17 protein-coding genes are annotated in these 19,741 nt (G+C 54.1%); 10 read left to right on the top strand and 7 right to left on the bottom strand.

Features of this window, described 5'->3' with window-relative positions; genetic code table 11:
- Nucleotides 1-714 precede the first annotated feature (714 nt).
- The 9 genes from SCU88_RS21250 to SCU88_RS21290 all read left to right on the top strand — a co-directional run bounded on the left by SCU88_RS21250 (nt 715) and on the right by SCU88_RS21290 (nt 10,478).
- Nucleotides 715-1,242 carry a fimbrial protein gene (locus SCU88_RS21250; RefSeq protein WP_138099079.1) on the top strand — a complete coding sequence of 176 codons (528 nt, stop codon included), beginning with the start codon at nt 715-717 and terminating at the stop codon, nt 1,240-1,242.
- Nucleotides 1,243-1,302: 60 nt separating this feature from the next.
- A complete protein-coding gene (locus tag SCU88_RS21255) occupies nt 1,303-1,965 on the top strand; it encodes a fimbrial biogenesis chaperone (RefSeq protein WP_138093721.1) in 663 nt (220 codons plus the stop codon).
- Between the two features lie 62 nt (nt 1,966-2,027).
- A complete protein-coding gene (locus SCU88_RS21260; protein WP_175340861.1) occupies nt 2,028-4,577 on the top strand; it encodes a fimbria/pilus outer membrane usher protein in 2,550 nt (849 codons plus the stop codon).
- Nucleotides 4,578-4,621: 44 nt separating this feature from the next.
- Nucleotides 4,622-5,575, top strand: coding sequence for a fimbrial protein (locus tag SCU88_RS21265; protein ID WP_175340714.1), 954 nt, complete (start codon nt 4,622-4,624; stop codon nt 5,573-5,575).
- A 120-nt stretch (nt 5,576-5,695) separates the two neighbouring features.
- Nucleotides 5,696-6,025 (top strand): colicin V synthesis protein, encoded by a 330-nt coding sequence (locus SCU88_RS21270; RefSeq protein WP_175340715.1) that lies wholly within the window; start codon nt 5,696-5,698, stop codon nt 6,023-6,025.
- Between the two features lie 69 nt (nt 6,026-6,094).
- Entirely contained in the window at nt 6,095-7,387 is a 1,293-nt protein-coding gene (locus tag SCU88_RS21275) for an HlyD family secretion protein (protein ID WP_431810058.1), read from the top strand.
- A complete protein-coding gene (locus tag SCU88_RS21280; RefSeq protein ID WP_175340717.1) occupies nt 7,380-9,476 on the top strand; it encodes an ABC transporter transmembrane domain-containing protein in 2,097 nt (698 codons plus the stop codon). Before SCU88_RS21275 ends, SCU88_RS21280 begins: the two co-directional genes overlap by 8 nt.
- On the top strand, nt 9,473-10,093 hold the full coding sequence (locus SCU88_RS21285) for a LuxR C-terminal-related transcriptional regulator (RefSeq protein WP_175340718.1): 621 nt from the start codon (nt 9,473-9,475) through the stop codon (nt 10,091-10,093). Before SCU88_RS21280 ends, SCU88_RS21285 begins: the two co-directional genes overlap by 4 nt.
- 178 nt (nt 10,094-10,271) lie before the next feature.
- Nucleotides 10,272-10,478: a DUF1737 domain-containing protein gene (locus SCU88_RS21290; protein ID WP_138093733.1), complete on the top strand. Its 207-nt coding sequence runs from the start codon at nt 10,272-10,274 to the stop codon at nt 10,476-10,478.
- A gap of 27 nt (nt 10,479-10,505) precedes the next feature.
- Here SCU88_RS21290 and SCU88_RS21295 read toward each other — a convergent pair whose 3' ends face one another.
- From SCU88_RS21295 to SCU88_RS21320, 6 genes are all read right to left on the bottom strand, one after another.
- Nucleotides 10,506-11,600 carry a tRNA-dihydrouridine synthase gene (locus tag SCU88_RS21295; protein ID WP_175340719.1) on the bottom strand — a complete coding sequence of 365 codons (1,095 nt, stop codon included), beginning with the start codon at nt 11,598-11,600 and terminating at the stop codon, nt 10,506-10,508.
- 99 nt (nt 11,601-11,699) lie between these two features.
- Entirely contained in the window at nt 11,700-12,479 is a 780-nt protein-coding gene (locus tag SCU88_RS21300) for an SDR family oxidoreductase (protein WP_175340720.1), read from the bottom strand.
- Nucleotides 12,476-13,567 (bottom strand): M24 family metallopeptidase, encoded by a 1,092-nt coding sequence (locus SCU88_RS21305; protein ID WP_175340721.1) that lies wholly within the window; start codon nt 13,565-13,567, stop codon nt 12,476-12,478. The genes SCU88_RS21300 and SCU88_RS21305 overlap by 4 nt, the downstream gene beginning before the upstream one ends.
- Nucleotides 13,567-15,216: a GMC family oxidoreductase N-terminal domain-containing protein gene (locus tag SCU88_RS21310; RefSeq protein WP_175340722.1), complete on the bottom strand. Its 1,650-nt coding sequence runs from the start codon at nt 15,214-15,216 to the stop codon at nt 13,567-13,569. Before SCU88_RS21310 ends, SCU88_RS21305 begins: the two co-directional genes overlap by 1 nt.
- A gap of 10 nt (nt 15,217-15,226) precedes the next feature.
- Entirely contained in the window at nt 15,227-16,555 is a 1,329-nt protein-coding gene (locus SCU88_RS21315) for an MFS transporter (protein WP_138093743.1), read from the bottom strand.
- Between the two features lie 21 nt (nt 16,556-16,576).
- Nucleotides 16,577-17,440: an MBL fold metallo-hydrolase gene (locus SCU88_RS21320; protein ID WP_175340723.1), complete on the bottom strand. Its 864-nt coding sequence runs from the start codon at nt 17,438-17,440 to the stop codon at nt 16,577-16,579.
- 134 nt (nt 17,441-17,574) lie between these two features.
- Between SCU88_RS21320 and SCU88_RS21325 the strand changes: the two genes are divergently transcribed.
- Nucleotides 17,575-18,732 carry an ROK family protein gene (locus SCU88_RS21325; RefSeq protein WP_175340724.1) on the top strand — a complete coding sequence of 386 codons (1,158 nt, stop codon included), beginning with the start codon at nt 17,575-17,577 and terminating at the stop codon, nt 18,730-18,732.
- Between the two features lie 31 nt (nt 18,733-18,763).
- Here the strand turns inward: SCU88_RS21325 and SCU88_RS21330 are convergent, their stop codons facing one another.
- On the bottom strand, nt 18,764-19,357 hold the full coding sequence (locus tag SCU88_RS21330) for a helix-turn-helix transcriptional regulator (protein ID WP_138093749.1): 594 nt from the start codon (nt 19,355-19,357) through the stop codon (nt 18,764-18,766).
- Nucleotides 19,358-19,741: the final 384 nt, after the last annotated feature.

Genomic DNA, 19,741 nt, shown 5'->3' on the forward strand with positions numbered 1-19,741 from the left:
ATATTCTGCACATACTGAAATTTTCAACATCAAGATTTGATGAAATAATAGCCTGAAATGTTTCATCTAACTCTCCTTCCTTTATAAGGATTGAATAAAAAATCTTACAGAATGCATCAATCATCATATCTAATGCCTGATTGCGCCGTTGCTGCGTTTCCGGAGATTCGCAGACAGGAGTTATCCTACTCTGTGCCATCAGCTTCGAGTTAACTGATTTTTAATGAATTCATAACGCTGAAATCACCATCAACACACCATATAAAATATCTCGCGGCCTGCCAGAATCATGATAGGAAAAATGGCGATACTACTAATACCCAACGACAACACCCCACAAAAAACAAAGGGTTTTACATTTTATGTTATTTTCTCTACTTCCGACTCTGTGAGTTGCAATCATAAATTTATTTTCTTTTTTTCTCCACAAAAAACACTTCACTTTCTCTTTTAAGAAAACCGGACACATAATTAATACATCTTGAATCTCACTGATATGACGCATTCAGGTTGTGCCTGGCATTCTCGGGCATAACCTTAACAAGGCGGACATCGTGAGCATAAAGATGAGCTCGTACTTTAAAGGATTGTTCCTGCGTGTATACCTCCGCTACGGAGAGTTATGCATACGGAATAAATAATGGTGAAACAGCAATATCGCTAAATAAATTTTCACCGCCAATAATATGTTTATATAAAGGAAATTCTATGAACATGAAAACTGGTCTTTCTCTTACTGCGGTAGGGATGATGTTACTGGCTGGCAGCGTTTCCGCGCAGGCTTATGATGGTACCGTTAATTTTGAAGGTGAAATCGTGGATGCAGCCTGTACTGTTGATATCGGTGCCGGTAACAAAATGACTGTCGATCTGGGTAAGGTAAATAAAAGCACCTTTACTGGTGCGGGTTCTACCGCTTCCGCCACTAAATTCTCTCTGAAGCTGAAGGATTGCCCGGATACGATCACCAGCGCCACCGTAAAATTTGACGGTACCGCTTATTCAGGTGACGACTCTGTCCTGGCGCTGACTGAAGAAAGCGGCGTGGCCACTGGAGTAGGTATCCAGCTTTCCGATCGTACTCAGGCTGTACTGCCGCTGTTTACACCGTCCAGCGCCTACCCGCTGCAGGCTAACGTAGAAAACGATCTGCCTTTCTACGCCCGTTATATCGCCATGTCAGACACGGTGACCGCGGGTCCGGCTAACGCCGTTGCGACTTTCACCATGAATTATAACTAAGTTATTACCTTATTGGGTCGGTAACCCCGACCCAATATTTAACCTAACGGAAAGTCATCGATGAAAAAAATGGCTCTGTGCCTGGCGCTTTTTCTTGGCTGTTCCACAGCCTATGCCGGAGTAATTATTGGCGGCACCCGGGTGATTTTTGAAGGAGGAAAAAAAGAAACCTCACTCAGCGTTAATAATCCGGATTCATCGCCCTATTTAATTCAGTCATGGGTTGAAAATACGGATAACGGAAAGCCACCGTTTGTGATTACACCGCCATTATTCAGGCTGGATGCGCAACAGCAGAATATTATGAGAATTCTTAATGATGGTTCAAATCTGGCTGCGGACCGGGAATCTCTGTATTGGGTCAATATTAAATCAATCCCCTCGAAAGCCGCCGATAAAGAGAACGTGTTGCAGGTAGCGATAAAGACGCGCATCAAGCTCATTTACCGCCCCCAGGCGCTCAAAGATAAGCGGCCAGAAGATATGGCGGAACAGTTGCGCTGGACGCGCTCCGCAGGCCAGTTACAGGTGAAAAATCCAACACCGTACTACATGAATTTTTATGAAATTAACGTTGGCGGACAGCGAGTAAAAGATCCGCAGTGGGTAGCTCCGTTTGCGACGAAAACCTATTCGCTTAATGGGGCGGTCTCGGGAAATGTGACCTGGAAGCTAATCAGCGACTTTGGCGCATCAGGCCGCGCGCATCAAGCACAGCTGTAATGATGGGCGTTTCTGATGTCGGGTTCATGAATTAGCGAGAACAGGAAGGGAATCAGTAAATGATGGCAGTGGCGGAATATAAAAAAATCTCCTCAATGTTATTGGGCATCCTTTTTGCGTCCGGCATGACCACGCAGGCCCTGGCCAAAGCGCAATTTAACCCCGCGCTGCTGGAGCGCCAGGGAAGCGATCGTCCCCGGGTAGATCTGTCGGCGTTCGAAGAGGATGCCCAACAGCCTGGCATCTACCATGTCGATGTGGTGGTCAACCGTCAGGATCAAGAAACGCGCGATATAGCCTTTATGCTGAAAGCGGACACCGACGGCAAAAAACGTCTGTGGCCCTGCCTGAGTGAGGACGATCTGATTCGCTACGGCGTGCGGGTAGATGGATTTCCGGCCCTGAACACCGCAGCGAAATGCGTGGATCTGAACGCCATTCCGGATGCCGACGCGCAGTTGATCTTCAGCGAACAGCGACTGATTCTGAGCATCCCACAGGCGGCCATGACCAATCAGGCGCGCGGCTACGTGCCACCAGAAAAATGGGACGAGGGAATCAGCGCATTCTGGCTGAATTACAGCTTCAGCGGCGCAAATTATTACGCCAAAAAGCCTGGCGCGCGCGATAGTGACAACCAGTATTTAAACGTTCGTCCCTCGCTGAATATTGGCCCCTGGCGTCTGCGTAACTACACGACCTGGAGCCGTAGCAGCCATGGCGATTCGCACTGGGATACGATTTATACCTTCCTGCAACGCGACATCGTAGCGCTGAAGAGCCAGCTTACCCTTGGGGAAAGCAGTTCGCCTTCGGATATCTACGATAGCGTCTCGTTTCGCGGCGTACAGCTGGCTTCAGATGACGAAATGCTGCCTGATAGCCTGAAAGGTTATGCTCCGGTAGTACGCGGCATTGCCCGCACCAACGCACAGGTTATTATCCGGCAGAACGGCTACATCATTTATCAGAGCTATGTGGCGCCTGGCGCCTTTACGATCTCCGATATGTATCCGACCGGCGGCAGCGGCGATCTCTACATCACCATTAAGGAAGCCGACGGCACCGAACAGCACATGGTAGTGCCCTTCGCGTCGGTTCCTGTGCTGCAGCGCGAAGGGCGTATGAAATACAGCCTGACCAGCGGGACCTACCGCTCATACCAGAACAATAACTCGGAGCATACCTTCTTTACCCAGGGAACAGGAATTTGGGGGCTGCCCTACGGCTTCACGATCTACGGCGGAACCCAGCTCTCATCGCGCTATCAGTCGGTGGTTGGCGGGCTGGGGAAAAACCTGGGAATGCTGGGTGCCCTCTCCCTGGACATGACGCAGTCATGGGGAAAGCCAAAGGATGAAGGACGCCAGCAGGGACAGTCATGGCGCGTACGCTACAGCAAGAATTTCGTCGATACCGGAACCAACTTCGCTATTGCGGGCTATCGCTACTCAACCCGCGGTTTTTACACCCTGAATGAGGTCATGGATTCCTGGTACAACAGCGACGAAGACTACGGGCTGTGGCAGGAGCGCCGCCGCAACCGCGCGGAAATGACGCTCAGCCAGAATCTGTGGCAGGGTGCAGGCGCGCTAACATTCAGCCTGATCGGCGAAGATTACTGGAACAATAGCCGCCAGATGCGTTCCGTTTCCGTTGGCTACAACAATAGCTGGGAAGGAATCAGCTATAGCGTTAACTATAGCTATAACCGCAACTCATATAAGCAGGATATCGGTTTCGACGAACACAGTGGCAGGGTTTACGACAAGGACCAGATCCTGGCTTTCAGCATCAATATTCCGCTGGAACGCTGGTTGAGCAATACCTGGGCCAGCTACAGCATCAATACCCAGCGTCATGGGGATACCTCTCAGACGGTCGGCCTGAACGGCACGGCCCTGGCGGATAACAATCTGAACTGGAGCGTTCAGGAGTCCCGGACAAATCACGGCGAAGGAAGCGGCGGTAACCTGAATGCCGATTATCAGGCGACCTACGGCGAAGTGAACGCCGGATACGCCTGGGATAAAAACAGCCGACGCGTCAGCTATGGCATTAAAGGCGCAGCTATGCTGCACGAAGATGGCATCACTCTGAGCCAACCGCTGGGCGAAACCGTTGCGCTCGTGAAAGCGCCAGGCGTAAGCAGTACCCGGGTCATCAACCAGACCGGCGTGAAAACCGACTTCCGCGGATACACCGTCGTGCCCTATATGAGCGCCTATCGCCGTAACGAAATCGCGCTCGATCCGGAAACGCTGGCGGACAACGTCGAACTGGAACAAACCACCCGTAGCGTAGTGCCAACGCGCGGCGCCGTCGTCAGGGCCGACTTTTCCGGACGCGTCGGACAGCGGGTGATGGTGAAGTTGACGCGACCGAATGGCTTGCCCGTTCCCTTTGGGGCAACCGTGACGCCGGAAGGGGAAGGCTCCTCTTACAGCAGTATCGTCGGCGATGACGGCGAAGTTTATCTGAGCGGATTACAGGAAAGCGGAACGCTGGGAGTGTCCTGGGGCAATACGGCGGATAGCCAGTGCCGGGCCAGCTACCGTATCACCAGTGACGGCTCTCCGGGACTTCAGAAAGTGGCGGCGGAATGTCGGTAACGGCAGCCAGACCAGAGCGTATAAAGGAATCAGGAAGGAAAATAATGTTAAACATCCGAACGCTGAGTTTACTGCTAACACCTCTTTTATTTGCTTCCGCGAAGGTGTTTGCCGGCTGTACTTTTGTAGCCTCTCCGGAAACGGTACGGGTGGTGCTCCCTAATCTTGCAGTGGATCCCAATATTCCCATCGGCGGAGTTATTGGAGGAAAAACCCTGAGCGTCGCAAGGTTGCTGACCCTGAACTGTACGGGTAGTACAACGTATCGCTCCTCCCTTCTGGGAAGCTGGGCGACACCAAGCGCCACGGTGCCGGGCGTGTATGAAACAGGATTGCCTGGCATTGGGGTAAAGGTTTCCGACTTTGTGCTACCCGATCGTTCCATGCCGGTGACCAATGCGGCCCTATCCCCTAATCAAACTCTGGGATTAAGCGGTTCCGACATTCAGCTACTGTTTTACCGTACCGGCGAAATTGAACCGGGCAACTTCCCTACCGGTCTGGTGGCCCGTTTCACCCTGCCGGGACCGTCCGGCAGCGCCACTAATATCCTGTCGCTTCAGGTCACCGCCGGCGGCGCCAGGATCAAGAGTTGCTACGCGAAATCGCCCAGCATTACCGTACCGCTGGGCAGACACCAGCGTACGGAGTTTAACGGCCCGGGCAGTACCAGCGATATGGTGGCCTTTAACGTCGAATTGACCTGCCAGGGAGACAACATGCCCGTGAAAGTCTCCTTTAGCGCCAGCGGCGGATCGGCCTCACCCGAACCAGGCGTTATTCCGCTGGACGGTAGCGAAGGCTCGGCCAACGGCGTAGCGGTCAAAGTCGTCAGAGAAAGCGGCACAGCCCTGCAGTTTGATACGGAAGAGACATATCACACTGGCGCTGAAACCAGCATTACGATTCCATTACGCGCCGGTTATATACAAACTGCGCCAACGATAACGCCAGGAATCGCCAATACGGCAATGACTTTTACTATTACGCAAAATTAATTTGCGAATAGTGCACAGAATTCATTCGTTATGAATGAATAGCAAAATACTATTGTCTGAATAACTTATTCGTCGGCAATGGTATTTCATATCCTTAACTGATATTAGAAGGTAATAAAAATGAGAGAATTAACCACTATTGAAATTGATGAAGTTGCAGGCGCATATGGCAATGGCTTCTTTTCCGACATCGGCGAAGCAATTAAAAGCGCTGTTGTTGGCGGAGTTGCCGCGGGTTTTGCCGGCGCCATCATCGGCGGCAAGCACGGTGGTGACGGCGGCGGTGTCCTGGGCTTCGGCGCTATCGGCCAGGGTGTTGGTATGGTCGCAGGCGGTTTGATCGGCCTGACCGGCGGGGTTGTCGCCTCTGCCGCCGTGGGCTGGGACACCACCTGGCAGGTTGTTGACGAAGTCGCCAAAGGCTTCGCCAACGGGACTCTCGTTCCCTGATTATCCGTTCTTTTTAGCCGGGGGAAACCCCGGCTATTCAATAAAACACTGAGGATGTATGAAGACGATATGAGCAATCCTGGTATCTTCCGCTTACAAGTAATTAATCGTCAGAAGGCTGAATGGAGAGGAAGAGCACTATTAACTAACGGACTTCCACCGTGGTTAATTGCGCTACTGAGCATCCTGTTTATGGCCCTGTTACTCTATTTCCTGTTTTTTTTCGACTATACGCGTCGGATTGAGGTTAGCGGAGAGGTGATTACCTTCCCGCACGCCATAAATATCTATTCTCCGCAGCAGGGATACATTAGTAAGGTTTTCGTTAAACAGGGCGACAGCGTAAAATCTGGCGATCCTATCTACAGTATTAATGTCTCCAGGCAAACCACTTCAGGTAATGTAAGCGCGGAAACACTCACGGTGCTCAAAAAGCAAATAGCCAACATCGATCAAATTATCGAAAAGCTAAGTAGTAATAAAAAAGAAACTCTCAGTAACTTGCAGGAACAGCTCACTAATTATCAGCAGAACCATGACAAAACCACCCGCCTTATCACCAGCGTCAAAGATGGCGTAGCGAAAATGCGTGAAGGCATGACCAGTTATGAGGGATATCGCAAACGGGGGTTAATTACCACCGATCAGCTAAATAATCAGCGCTTCATGTTTTATCAGCAGCAGAGTAATCTGCAATCGCTCAACAGCCAGGCAATTCAGGAAACGCTACAGATTTCCCAGCTACGCAGCCAGATACTCACCCGTGCGGCAGAATTTGACAATAACATTACGCAGAATATCTATCAGCGTAATGAGCTTCAGCGTAAGTTAATCGAGTCCGATGCCGGAGCGACCATTATCATTTTTTCTCAGGGAGCCGGACGGGTCGAGTCGCTCAGCGTCACGCCCGGACAGATGGTCAATAGTGGCAGCTCTCTGGCACAGATCCAGCCGCAGGAAAAAACGCACTACTACATGGTGCTGTGGATACCTGACAGCAGCCTGCCCTACGTTAAAATAAAAGATACCGTCAATATTCGTTATTCCGCCTTTCCATCAGAAAAGTTCGGCCAGTTTCCCGGCGTAATTAAATCCATTGCCTATATCCCGGCTTCCCGGGAGGAGATGACAGGCTACGGAAGCGCCCCAAAAGAGAGCGCAGGTAGCGCCAGCAATTACTACAAAGTGCTGGTCGACCTGAAAGACACCGATATCAGCGACAAGGGCCAGAAGATGCATTTATCGGGTGGCTTACAGGCAAAGACCATCGTTTTTCTGGATACGCGTAAATTATATCAATGGATGTTTATGCCGTTTTATGAAGTCAAGCATAGCGTGACAGGGCGGGTTGCAAATGAATAAAGAAATACTGGATTACCTCAGAAAAAAAATTAACTTTGGCCTGACCCGAAAAGTCCCACAAATATTACAGATTGAATCCAGTGAATGCGGGCTTGCCTGCCTGGCCATGATATGCGGTTATCACGGCCTGGATGTAGATATGCTGAACCTGCGTCATCACTTTTCAGTCTCTTCCCAGGGAACGACGCTTAAAGGGCTAATTCGTACCGCCTCGGCTATAGGATTGAAAAGCCGCTCGCTGTCCCTCGATCTGGACGAAGTGAATAAGCTTAAGCTCCCCTGCGTTCTGCACTGGGATATGAATCACTTCGTTGTGCTTGTCGGCCATCATCGGGCTGGCTGGGTTATCCACGATCCGGCATTGGGCAAACGCGTTATCGGTGTTAAAGAACTTTCTGAACACTTTACCGGCGTAGCTGTAGAGTTCTGGCCCGAAAACCACTTCGAAAAAGGCAGCTATAAAACCCGCGTCAAATTGCTGGATCTGATGCGCAATGTCGAAGGGCTGAAAGGCGCATTAGTCAAAATCGCCGCCCTTTCCATCGTGATTGAAGCCATTAACCTTCTACTTCCTGTCGGTATGCAGTTGGTGACGGACCACGTCATCATGGCTCATGACCGTAGCCTACTGATGGTCATTTGCTGCGGGCTGCTGCTGTTTATGCTCTTTCGCACCTTTATGGGCATGATTCGTTCGTGGATAAGTCTGGTCATCTCGACGTTTATCGATGTTCAGTGGAAGAATTCCCTGTTCGACCACATGATCAAGCTACCGCTCTCTTTCTTCGAAAAACGCCAGGTCGGCGATATCCAGTCCCGTTTCTCTTCCCTGGACGTGATACGACGTACCTTTACCCAGGACGTCGTCGGCGGACTGATGGATGCCATCGTCTCCCTGGGTCTGGTAGTGATGATGGCGCTGTACGGTGGGTGGCTGACGTGGGTTGTTGGGGGGTTCACGGCATGTTATGCACTACTGCGACTGAGTACCTATAACGTTTACCGCCGCATTTCCGAAGAGCAGATTGTAAAAAGCGCCCGGGCTGGCTCGCATTTTATGGAGACGCTGTACGGTATAGGCACCATAAAAGCGCTGGGACTCAACGCCAACCGATCGGGAGGATGGCTAAATCTGAATATCGATGCGGCAAACACCGGCGTGCGCCAGACCCGCTTCGATATGTTTTTTTCCGGCATTAATATTTTTATCAACACCATCGATCAGGTCGCGATTCTCTGGATAGGTGCCCTTATGGTGATAGATAACTCTATGACGCTTGGGATGTTTATGGCGTTTAACGCCTATCGCGGGCAGTTTTCTCAGCGGGCGGGAAGCCTGGTCGATTTGGCGATTAAGCTACGTATGTTATCGCTCCACAATGAGAGGATCTCTGACATTGTCTTTACCGAGCCGGAAAAAGAGAATGCGCCACGCCGCCCTTTTGCCCCCGGCGTTCCCGTCAGGCTGGAACTAAAAAACCTGACCTTTCAATACGATCCCTTAACTCCCCCCATCTTCAGCGAATTCAACCTCGCAGTAAAACCGGGTGAAAGCGTGGCGATTGTCGGCGCTTCCGGCAAAGGGAAAAGCACACTGATGAAAGTGATGTGCGGCCTGCTTTCCCCCAATGAAGGCGAAGTTCTGGTCGAAGGCATCAACATTAATAATATGGGGCTGAATAATTACCGGGAGGCGATCTCCTGTGTATTACAGGAAGATAAGCTGTTCTCAGGCTCCATCGCTGACAATATTGCCGGATTCGACAGCAATATCGATATGAAGCTGGTGACCACCTGCGCCCTGTATGCCAATCTTCATAATGAAATCATGAAGATGTCTATGGGCTATGAAACACTGGTGGGCGAACTGGGAACCGGGCTTTCCGGCGGTCAGAAACAGCGCCTGCTGATTGCCAGAGCGCTCTATCGTCGTCCGTCGGTGCTATTTATGGATGAAGCGACCAGCCATCTGGATCTGGACAATGAAGCCTTTATTAATAAGTCCATTTCCGAGCTCAAAATCACCCGTATCATTATTGCCCATCGCCCCTCTACGATTGCATCAGCCGACAGGATCGTTCCGTTATGAGCAAGTTCTGCATTGCGATCGCGCAGGATCTTTATCTGCGTCGGGGGATCAGGGAGATTATCTGTCAGAACGATGGTATCCGCTGCTATAGCCTGAAAAAGCTGGCTGAACTCCCTGACATGATGTTAAGAGAAACGCCAGAAATATTGATTCTTGATCATATTCCTCTTACCCGACAGGAGATTTCAATTCTGGACAGATTTCGACGCCAGGCCCCCGATATTCGCCTGGTCGCCATCTGCGGCGCCAGTTACTTCATGTTTTCACGGGCGATACGAATGGGATTCCATGGCTACTTATCCATTACGGCCCCGCTTCCCGAAGCGATACACGCTATTTCCCTGGTAAAGCGAGGGGGCGGTTATCTGTCTCCGGATATCCTGCAACACTATCAGCGCTATCCGACCGACAATCAGTATTTGAGTCGGCTGACCTCGCGCGAGATCGATGTGTTGCAGGGGTTTATGCGCGGCATGGATAGCCGAACCATAGCCCTGGAACTGGAAATAAGCGACAAAACCATTAGCGTGATTAAGAATCATATTATGCTAAAACTGCAGGCTCCCAATCTGGTCAGCATGCTGGATATCGCGTGGCGAAATCATCTGAATCATTAGCGCCCCATAATGTTAACCTCTGGTCTGGCACCGTTACCACAACGCGACGGTGATGTTTGGTTACAACTAAACTGGTAACCGGAGTCTCATTCCTGTTAAAACAGGCAATGTTTCTGCCAGCCCTGCTGCATGCAGAATAAATTGTTGCAGGAGTCACCCAGCCACTGAGGTCACACCTATGAAAGCCTACCGTTATATTACAGGACCAGATGATGCCGAATTTTGCCGTCGGATCACGCAGTTATTAAATCAGGGATGGGAGCTGGCCGGTCAGCCCACATTAACTTATGACGCTAACAAGCAACGCGTTATTTGCGGGCAGACGGTGCTGAAAGAGATTTCTGGTCTGGAGTACAGCGAAGATATCGATCTGAACAGTATTTGATAGCCGGCCCCCAGGGCCGGCACACATTTATTTATTGAACAGCCCTTTCACATCATGGGGCTCGCAGCGCAGATACTGGTCCGGAGCCTGTACCTTCGCCCCCAGTTTCGCCGCCGCATGCCACGGCCAGCGAGGGTCGTAAAGCACCCCGCGCGCCAGGGCTATCATATCGGCTTCCTGTTCCACCAGCACGGCTTCAGCCTGCTCCGGTTCGGTGATAAGCCCAACCGCGATAACCGGAATCGATACCGCCTTCTTCACGGCGGCGGAAAAAGGGACCTGATAGTTAGGACCAACGCTTATCCTCTGCTCCGGCGCCAGACCGCCGCTGGAAACGTGAATATAAGCGCAGCCCTCTTTTTCCAGCGCCTGACTCAGGGCGATGGACTGCTCGATATCCCAGCCCCCTTCCACCCAGTCGGTGGCCGAAATACGCACGCCAACCGGCTTATCCGCCGGGAATACCCGACGCACCTCGCGGAATACTTCCAGCGTCAGACGCATGCGATTTTCCAGCGAACCGCCGTACTCATCGTCACGCTGGTTGGCAAGCGGCGACAGGAACTGGTGCAGCAGATAGCCGTGGGCGGCATGCACTTCAATCAGATCCAGCCCCAGCCGATCGGCGCGAATGGCGCTGTCGATAAAGGCCTGTTTAATCTCTTCAATCCGCGCTTTAGTGAGCGCCAGCGGCTCACCGTCATGGCTATGGAAAGGCAGCGCGGAAGGCGCTGAGGTTTGCCATCCCCCCTGCTCCGGTGTCAGAAAACCGCCGCCGCGCCAGGGAACATCGGTCGAGGCTTTACGCCCGGCGTGGCCCAGTTGGATACCGAGCGGCATCGGGGAATATTTGCGAATATCTTTCAGCACCTCGCCCAGCGCCTGTTCGGTGTCATCATCCCAGATTCCCAGATCCTGCGGGGTGATACGTCCGTCAGGCTCGACGGCGGCGGCTTCCAGAATCAGCAGCCCGGCGCCTGACAGGGCCAGATTGCCCAGATGAATGCGATGCCACGCGGTAGCCCGGCCGCGTTCGGCCGAATACTGGCACATCGGGGCAATGGCGATGCGGTTTTCCAGGGTCAGGTTGCCCAGTTTTATCGGGGTGAACAGTTGGCTCATGCAGTTTCTCCGGTGTTAGTCACAGCGTTAAGCGAGCAGGCTAAGTATATGCCCAAAAATTTGTGCTGCTTCGCAGGCTATGCCGTTAAGCCCGGCAGACTACTCGTGATAAACCTGACTTCTGCCGCCGTCGATGACGATATCCGTGGCATTAATAAAGCGTGCCTCGTCGGATGCCAGAAACAGTGCGGTATAGGCCACTTCATCGGGCTCTCCCGCCCGACGACAGGGCAGAATCTCCTGCTGTCTGCGCCGTTCCGCCTCCGGATCCGGACAGCTCGCCAGCCAGGCCTCGGCGGCCGGGGTCATAATCAATCCCGGCGAGATACTGTTAATACGTATGCCGCGACTGGCATATTCCACCCCCAGCGAGCGGGTGAGCCCAATCAGCCCATGCTTGGCCACCGGATACGGAAAAGCGCCGGGAATAATTTTATGGCCGTGAACCGAGGCAATATTGACGATATTGCCATACTCCCGGCCCAGCATCCCCGGCAGCACGCTGCGGATCAGGTTGTACGGCCCCTGTAAATTGACATCCATACAGCGCTGCCAGTCCTCCTGAGAGAGTTCGAGCGCATCGCGAAATACGTTAATCCCCGCGCAGTTAACCAGAATATCAATGCCTCCCAGCGCCTGTTCCGCGGCACCGACGGCGCGTTGTACCTGTTCGGGCCGGGTGACATCCGCCACGCAGGCAATAGCGCGTCGCTGATATTGCGTCTGGATTTGGGCCGCCAGCTTTTCGGTATTGTCGCTGGAGATATCCAGCAGCGCGACATCCGCCCCCTCACGGGCGAACAGCGTGGCTATCGCGCTGCCAATGCCGCTGCCCGCGCCGGTGATCAGGGCGCGCTTCTGTTTGAGTCTTTCGCTCATGGTTTCTCTCCCTGCATAATCAGCCAGTCGGCCACCTGCCAGCGCTGCCCGCCGCGCTGAATATCAATCAGCGGCCAGTCGCCGCTTCGCGTCAGCCACGCGATGCCGTTTTCTGTCAGTATGGCGGTCTCTTCGCTTTTGACGCCGCTCAGAGTGGGATTCCAGGCCAGCGCCGTTCCCGGTGCCAGAACGCCTTCGGTCTGTGGCGTGACTATCCAGTCCCGACAGCCGTAGCCCGTCGGACCGCCCTGATGATGATGGCGCCATTCGCCGTCCTGACCCTGCCTTTCATAGGCCTGCTGGATATCGCTAAAAATCGCCTGCCACGCCCTTCCCGGCCGGGAAGCCAGCATGATATCGACGTGAATTTCCGCCAGCGCCAGAACCCGCTGGCGCAGGGCCGGTTCGGGCTCACCAAAGTGGACAATGCGGGTCAGGCTGACGTGCAGACCCTGGCGTTCTGCCCCCAGCGTCATCATCACTTTGCGGATAACGGGATACGGCCCGGGAACCGGATGTTTAAAGCTGGCGATACGCTCATCGGCGGCCACCAGCACACAGACCGGACGGATCGCCTTTTCCAGGCAGCGATGGGCGATTTCCGCTTCTATCTGCTGTTCGCTGATACCGGGACTGAGCCCTCTGGCAATCTGTTCCAGCAGCGTTGCCGCCTCTCGCCCTAATTCGGCGAAGCGTTCCTGTTCCTGCGGGCTCAGCCCCTGGCGTAGCAGGACCAGTTTATCCGCCACATCCCGGGTCCCTGCCAGAGGCGTATCGCTGCCCAACGCCCCGTTGAAAATGTCAGGAAGCCCCTGTCTGAGGCTCTGATACCAGGGATAGCTCGCGGTTTCGTATTCAAAAGGCATAGGCTCTTCGGCAACAATACGCGCCAGCTCGTTATCCGGGGCCAGCAGCCGCACTTCGCAAGGGGTAATCAGCAGGCTGGCGACCCCGACTTCCGCCCGTTCCACCACATGAAAAGTCGCGCCATCGGTCAGCCAGGCGATATTGTCACGCCGCGTCAGCAGCACGGCATCCAGTTGCCAGCCCGCCAGCGCTTCCTGCACCCGTCTTAGCTTATCGCTCATCAGGCGGCCCTCTCTTTATTCGAATCGGTATCCACGCTTTCACGGCCCATAATCAAATCAGCCGCCCGGTGCGCCACGGCCATGACCACCGCATTGGTGTTGCCGCTAATGATGTTGGGCATCATAGAGGCATCCACCACGCGCAGGCGCCCCAGACCGCGCACCCGAAGGTCGCTGCTCAACACCGCCATAGGATCGTCCCGATGCCCCATACGGCAAGTTCCCACCGGGTGATAGCCGGTTTTCACCATGCGTTTGCAGTGTTCGGCTATCTCGTCGTCAGAGCGGATGTCCACGCCGGGGAAAATCTCTTTGTCGACCATCTCTGCCATCGGCGGCGCCGCTATCACCTGACGGGCAAAGCGGAATCCGGCGATAGTGCGGGCCAGATCCTCCGGGTGGCCAAAAATCTGCGTATCCACCCGGGGTAACGCAGCGGCATCGCGGCTTTCAAGCGTGACGTGGCCCGTCGCTTTCGGTCGTAGCAGCAGGGAATTTATCGTGACGCCGTGGCCGGGGTTTTCCCCCATCACATCGCGGTCGAGGTAGACCGTGGGCACGCAAAACATCTGAATGGTGGGAATGGCTCCGCCGCTGAGAGGGTCGAAAAACGCGCAGCTTTCCACCCCGGTGGTCGTCACCGGGCCGGTTTTAAACAGCAGATACTGAAGACCCGCTTTCATCATCGGCCAGCCCTTGTCCTGACCGTAGTAGCCCCATGCGCCGCGCGTTGTCGCCACCACCGGCACTTCATAGTGGTCCTGCAAATTTGCCCCTACGCCTGGCAGAGAGCGGCGCTGCGGGATCCCCTGCTCGCGCAGCGCCTCGTCTGGCCCCACGCCGGAAAGCATCAGCAGCTTCGGCGTTTGATAGGCTCCGGCAGCCAGAATCACCTCTTTTTCCGCCATTGCGGTTTCATCGACGCCATGACGTTGAAAACGAACGCCAACGGCATCGTCCCCCTCGAACAGGATCTCCTTCACCAGAGCCTGTGAAGCAATGGTGAGGCGTGAATCGCCGCGCAGCGGCGTAATAAAGGCATCCACCACGCTGCACCTTTTGCGCGTCCGCCAGTCGATGGTGTGTTGCATAAAGCCCACGCCGCTCGGATCGCCCGCGTTGAAATCCGGCGAGTATGGGATGCCCATCCCCTGCATGGTTTTCACATAAGCGCGGCTCAGCGGGCTGAAATGGCCCAGATGGGAAACCTTCATCGGCCCCCCGACGCCGTGGCTGGGAGCCCCCAGGTGATCGTTATCTTCGATCGCCATGTAGTGAGGCAGCAGCGAATCCCACGACCAGTCCACGCCTTCGTGACCCAGAGCGTGGTTCCAGTCTTCATAGTCCTGGCGATGACCGCGCATGTAGACCATGGCATTCACCGTTGAGCCACCGCCCAGTACCTTCGCCTGGGGCACAATGACCCCCCGACCGTTCAACTGAGGCTGCGGCTGGGTCTGGTGCATGGTCAGATAGCGGTCGCTGGCCAGATATTTCATGTAGCCTGCGGGCATTTTCAGTACCGGATGGTACTCATCGCTTCCCGCTTCCAGCAGCAGAACACGGGCGTTGGCTTCCTTAACCAGCCGCGCCGCGACGATACAGCCAGCGCTGCCGCCGCCCACCACGATATAGTCGTAACTTTTCATTACCGCTCTCTTATTCTGATATTGCTGAATCCAGTTTTCGTAACCGCGCCACCGCCGGATTATTTTGTTCTCCGGGATCCTGCGGGCTGAGCAGGAACAACCACGAAATAACCGCGCTGATGACGTAAAGCGCCGCATAGCCCCAAATCACCCCTTCGGTGTTGAAGAGTCCGTTGAAAATGCCATACAGCGCAGGGCCGAAGAAGGTGGACATCCCGGCAGCGAAGCAGTAAATCGCCATCGCATTCCCCCGATCTTTTGGCTGACACAGGGTGGAAAAGAGCGCCGCGGCGGGCACGTAGCCACACAGCGTAATGCCGTACAGGCAGGCAAAAATGACGCTCAGTACAAAGCTGCCGCCGCTCCACAGCGGAACGAAGTACATCAGCAGCATGGCGATTGCCGATCCCAGACCGCCGAACAGCGTCAGCACCTTGCGCCAGCCGATAATGTCGCTCATCTTGCCAATAACCGGGTTAAAGCTCATGCCGACCAGCCCCATAATCGTTATCAGGCTGAGGTATTCGGTTTGGGAAAAGCCGATGCGTTCGGTGAAGAACCCCGGCAGGAAAATAAAGAAGCCAAAGTAAGGGGTCGTATTGATGATACGCACCACGGCAGCAGCGGCAATGCGCGGTTCACGCCACAGAATATCGATACCGCCCATCAGGGTGCGTCCTGGGCTCTGGTGGCGATGCGCTTTATCCAGCAGCGGGGCGTAGCCCGTGCGCTCTTTCAGCGCCACCAGCATCACCAGCATCCCGACGGCGACGATCGCCAGCGACAGCCACAGGGTGGCGTATTCATCCATCAGTCCTATCGAAAAGATCGCCACCAGCGATCCCAGGGTCGGCAGCCCACCGGTAAACGACAGCCAGAACCAGCCGGTTGCCGATCCGCGCATATCGGCAGGCGCAGCGGCCTGGATCCAGACCAGGAAGGCGTAGGCAAACATCGGGTAGGCGATGCCGCGCGGGCCGTAGGTGAGCATCAGGGCAATGACGCTTTGTGAAGGTAACGCCACCGCCAGGAACAGGATTTCAAAGACAATCCAGATAACGCCCCCGAGGATCATCACGTTCCTTGGACCAATCAGGGTCGAAAGCGCTCCTGCCAGCCAGGAGCCGATAGTCACCGTCACGCCGTAAAACGCGATGACGGTGGTGGCGATATCCAGCGTGAAGCCGTTACGGCTGAGGTATGGCGCGATAAAGTTAGACTCCACGCCGTCGCCAATCATAAAAAGCAGGACGGCGACGTAGCCCCAGGCCAGTGCGGGCGGAATACCCAGGCGCGACAGGACAGGAGCGCGCGATGCCAGTTGTTGATTATTATTCATAGCAGGTGATTCCCGTTAAAGTTAGCCGTCCTGGGGGAGATAGATCAGTCGCTCTCCTGGCATCATCAGGTGAAATTTTTTGCCGGGATAACGGGTCAGCATGTCATCGACAAACCAGGCGGGGTTGTCGCTGTTGCAGGTAAAGAGATCGTAATGACAGGGCAGCAGCAGATCGCTGCCGATCCTATGGTGCAGATCCGCCGCATCGCGAAAGTTCATATTCGGCATAATGCCCCTGGCGCCGCGCGCATAGTCGCCGCCGTTGATCGGCAGGACGGCGATATTCGGCCGTAACTCGCACATCTGCGTCTGGAGTTCTGGCGTGACCAGCGTATCGCCGCTGTGCCACAGGCTGAGATCCCCGCAGACGATGTGATAGCCCAGATAGCGATCGTTGCCCTGCGCATCACGCTCATATTCGCTGTGGGCTGCGGCAATGGGTAATACCCGAAATTCGCCCACCGTAATTTCCTGCCCGGTTTTCGCGGCAAACACCTGGCCGCCAACGATCGTATTTTCCCGCTGCAGGGTGGCGGCATCCGGCGCCGGGATCCAGAACGGCAGCCCAGGCGCCTGCTGTGCCAGAGGCTCAAGGGTGTCCATATCCATGTGATCGTCATGAAAGTGGCTTATCAGGATGGCGTCGCAGACCGCCAGGGCCTGCGGCGGAATGACAGGAGGAAAACGGCGCACAAATTCCGTACCCGGGTGCGTTCTTTCAATGGCATCGCTCAGGTAGGGATCGATAGCCAGCAGCGTGCCCGCCGCATTTTTTATCACCAGTCCCGCCTGACCAAGACTCCATAGCGCAAGTCCTCCTACTGGAACCCGGGTCGCGGTGAGTTCGTTTGCCAGTTGCTCTGGCGAGCGTAAACCAAATACCATGATTACCCCCTTATCTGGAGAGTCAGGACTCTATCTAAGCCTGACTGCCATGGCTGGGGGTGGTGTCACATTGCACAGTAAACGCACTTTACTGAACCAGTGAGAGAGCCCTGCTCATCAGGGGAGGAGACGGGATGCATCAGCCCGGACTGAACAATTTTCAGGTACGTAAACACAATAAGGCCCTGTTTATGTCCCTGATGTGGCGCCATAAGCGACTCAGCAAGTCGCGGCTGGCGCAGCTCAGCGGACTCACGATTCCCGCATCCAGCAATATTCTTGAAGAGCTGATGAACGAGGGAAAGCTGGAGCATTCGCCGCAATCACTAAGCTCGCGGGGGAAAAGCAGCGGCAGCTATCAGTTGCCGTCCACTGGGGCATGGACGCTGTGTATGTGCGTCACTCCTACCCGTATTGAATACCAACTGGCCGATGCCCAACTGGTCGGTCGGGGCGAATGCGGGCAGATAACCTTTAGCGTGACGACGCCAGAGGCGCTGCTCAGTCAAATCGCCAATGTGTGGCGACGGGTAAGCCAGATCTGGCCAAAGCAGCGCATCAATCTGGCGCTGGCCGTTCACGGCCAGGTGGATCCGGTTACCGGGGTTTCGCAACATATGCCCCAGGCCGCCTGGAAAGCGCCGGTCGAGCTAAAATACCTGCTGGAAGAGCAGCTAAAGATTGATGTGCGCGTCGATAACGACTGCGTGATGCTGGCGCTGGCGGAAAAATGGCTGAACCCCCGGCAGCAAAGCGAGTTCTGCGTTATCAATGTCGACTACGGTATCGGCTCTTCCTTCGTCATCAATGGAGAGATTTTCCGTGGGAATCTTTATGGCAGCGGCCAGATTGGCCACACCGTTGTCGATCCTCGCGGCCAGCGTTGCAGTTGCGGAAGATACGGGTGTCTGGAAACTGTAGCCTCGCTGAGTGCGCTAAAACATGCGGCCCGCCAGCGCCAGCCAGGCGCAGAGCCCACCAACCGACAACTGCTGGCCGCATGGAAGGCCGGCGAGCCGTGGATTCTTGACTGGGTCAGCCACGCCGCCGCCGCCATTGGCATGAGCCTGTATAACTTTCTGAATACCCTTAATATCAATCAGATTTGGTTATATGGCCGCAGTTGCGAATTCGGCGCGCAGTGGCGTGATGCCATTATCCGCCAGATTGCGTTTAATCCCTTCGATCCGCAGGACACCCTGAAAAGCAAAGCCACCAATATTCATTTCGGCCAGTTAGACCGCGCCAGCCAGATACTGGGGATTGGCTATCTGTATGTCGAAGAACGATGATATCCCCGACAGACTCCACGCTGCGGGGACATTATCCGCTCCCCGCCTCCGCCAGTTCACAGGGCGCATGATAAGGCACATCCAGCAGTCCGTTTTTAAAGATAAACAGGCAGGCTTCGTTGAAGTTGGACAGCCCAAGCCGTTCATACAGCTCGATCCGCTTACGGTACAGGCTTTTCACCGACAGCGCTAAAGCCCTTGCCGCCTCTTCCATAGACTTACCTTCCCTGAGCAGTATCAGCATTTGGCGCTCTTGTTCACTCAGTCGGATTTCATCAAACCACTCTCTGGTCAGGCGATTCCCTTTCGTTTCCAGAAACAGACCAAACATCGCCGCCATATCGGTACGCGCCATAGCCATATCCATACACCACTTCAGGCTCAGCAGATGCGCTTCGCGGTAGCGCATCTCTAACACAATGCCGCTAACGCGCTTACCGTGACTTGCGGTGCTGAGCATCAGATACTCCGAAAGGCGCAGTGGCGCCCGGCTGTCCACCAGTACCGAATATTCATTACCGTCGCTGTCAAAAATTTCTCCCTCGGTAGAATGCAGTAACACTATATCAGGGAAGAAATTTTTGATTCCCTGAAAGAGATAGCGATCCTGAGTAACCAAAAACATTGAACCCGCCACAAACCATCCCGTTAACAATAATTTAATAAAATCCTTTCTAAAAGCAGAGGCTCGACTTTCTCCTCTACTCCCCGAGTCTGGTTTTCTCTCAGTGACGATATAACTAACCTTTAAGTTAGTTACCCTCAATAACAACTCCACTCCCCATCGGTATTAATAAGCTGTATCTAATCACTAACCCCATTAACTGAAGCATCAATTATAAATAAAACGGAAGTACAAAAAAGCATCTTCTCAATCCATTCAGAATTTTTGTCACGAATCGTCCCAAATAGTTATAAGAAAACCACGAATAACTATAAAAAACTGGCCTGACCGGATAGTTCCTGGACTGATAAAAATAAATAAACACCATTTAAAATCAGCAAGTTA

Origin of the sequence: Jejuibacter sp. L23 (assembly GCF_050815825.1) — a bacterium.
In the GTDB taxonomy this organism is placed as follows: domain Bacteria; phylum Pseudomonadota; class Gammaproteobacteria; order Enterobacterales; family Enterobacteriaceae; genus Jejubacter; species Jejubacter calystegiae.

Bases quoted from the DNA above. Each gene is read 5' to 3' on its own strand.
- SCU88_RS21325 (WP_175340724.1), top strand. From the start codon at position 17,575: ATGCATCAGCCCGGACTGAACAATTTTCAGGTACGTAAACACAATAAG.
- SCU88_RS21270 (WP_175340715.1), top strand. From the start codon at position 5,696: ATGAGAGAATTAACCACTATTGAAATTGATGAAGTTGCAGGCGCATAT.
- SCU88_RS21285 (WP_175340718.1), top strand. From the start codon at position 9,473: ATGAGCAAGTTCTGCATTGCGATCGCGCAGGATCTTTATCTGCGTCGG.
- SCU88_RS21280 (WP_175340717.1), top strand. From the start codon at position 7,380: ATGAATAAAGAAATACTGGATTACCTCAGAAAAAAAATTAACTTTGGC.
- SCU88_RS21315 (WP_138093743.1), bottom strand. From the start codon at position 16,555: ATGAATAATAATCAACAACTGGCATCGCGCGCTCCTGTCCTGTCGCGC.
- SCU88_RS21250 (WP_138099079.1), top strand. From the start codon at position 715: ATGAAAACTGGTCTTTCTCTTACTGCGGTAGGGATGATGTTACTGGCT.
- SCU88_RS21295 (WP_175340719.1), bottom strand. From the start codon at position 11,600: ATGAGCCAACTGTTCACCCCGATAAAACTGGGCAACCTGACCCTGGAA.
- SCU88_RS21265 (WP_175340714.1), top strand. From the start codon at position 4,622: ATGTTAAACATCCGAACGCTGAGTTTACTGCTAACACCTCTTTTATTT.
- SCU88_RS21300 (WP_175340720.1), bottom strand. From the start codon at position 12,479: ATGAGCGAAAGACTCAAACAGAAGCGCGCCCTGATCACCGGCGCGGGC.
- SCU88_RS21290 (WP_138093733.1), top strand. From the start codon at position 10,272: ATGAAAGCCTACCGTTATATTACAGGACCAGATGATGCCGAATTTTGC.
- SCU88_RS21310 (WP_175340722.1), bottom strand. From the start codon at position 15,216: ATGAAAAGTTACGACTATATCGTGGTGGGCGGCGGCAGCGCTGGCTGT.
- SCU88_RS21275 (WP_431810058.1), top strand. From the start codon at position 6,095: ATGAGCAATCCTGGTATCTTCCGCTTACAAGTAATTAATCGTCAGAAG.
- SCU88_RS21260 (WP_175340861.1), top strand. From the start codon at position 2,028: ATGGCAGTGGCGGAATATAAAAAAATCTCCTCAATGTTATTGGGCATC.
- SCU88_RS21330 (WP_138093749.1), bottom strand. From the start codon at position 19,357: ATGTTTTTGGTTACTCAGGATCGCTATCTCTTTCAGGGAATCAAAAAT.
- SCU88_RS21320 (WP_175340723.1), bottom strand. From the start codon at position 17,440: ATGGTATTTGGTTTACGCTCGCCAGAGCAACTGGCAAACGAACTCACC.
- SCU88_RS21255 (WP_138093721.1), top strand. From the start codon at position 1,303: ATGAAAAAAATGGCTCTGTGCCTGGCGCTTTTTCTTGGCTGTTCCACA.
- SCU88_RS21305 (WP_175340721.1), bottom strand. From the start codon at position 13,567: ATGAGCGATAAGCTAAGACGGGTGCAGGAAGCGCTGGCGGGCTGGCAA.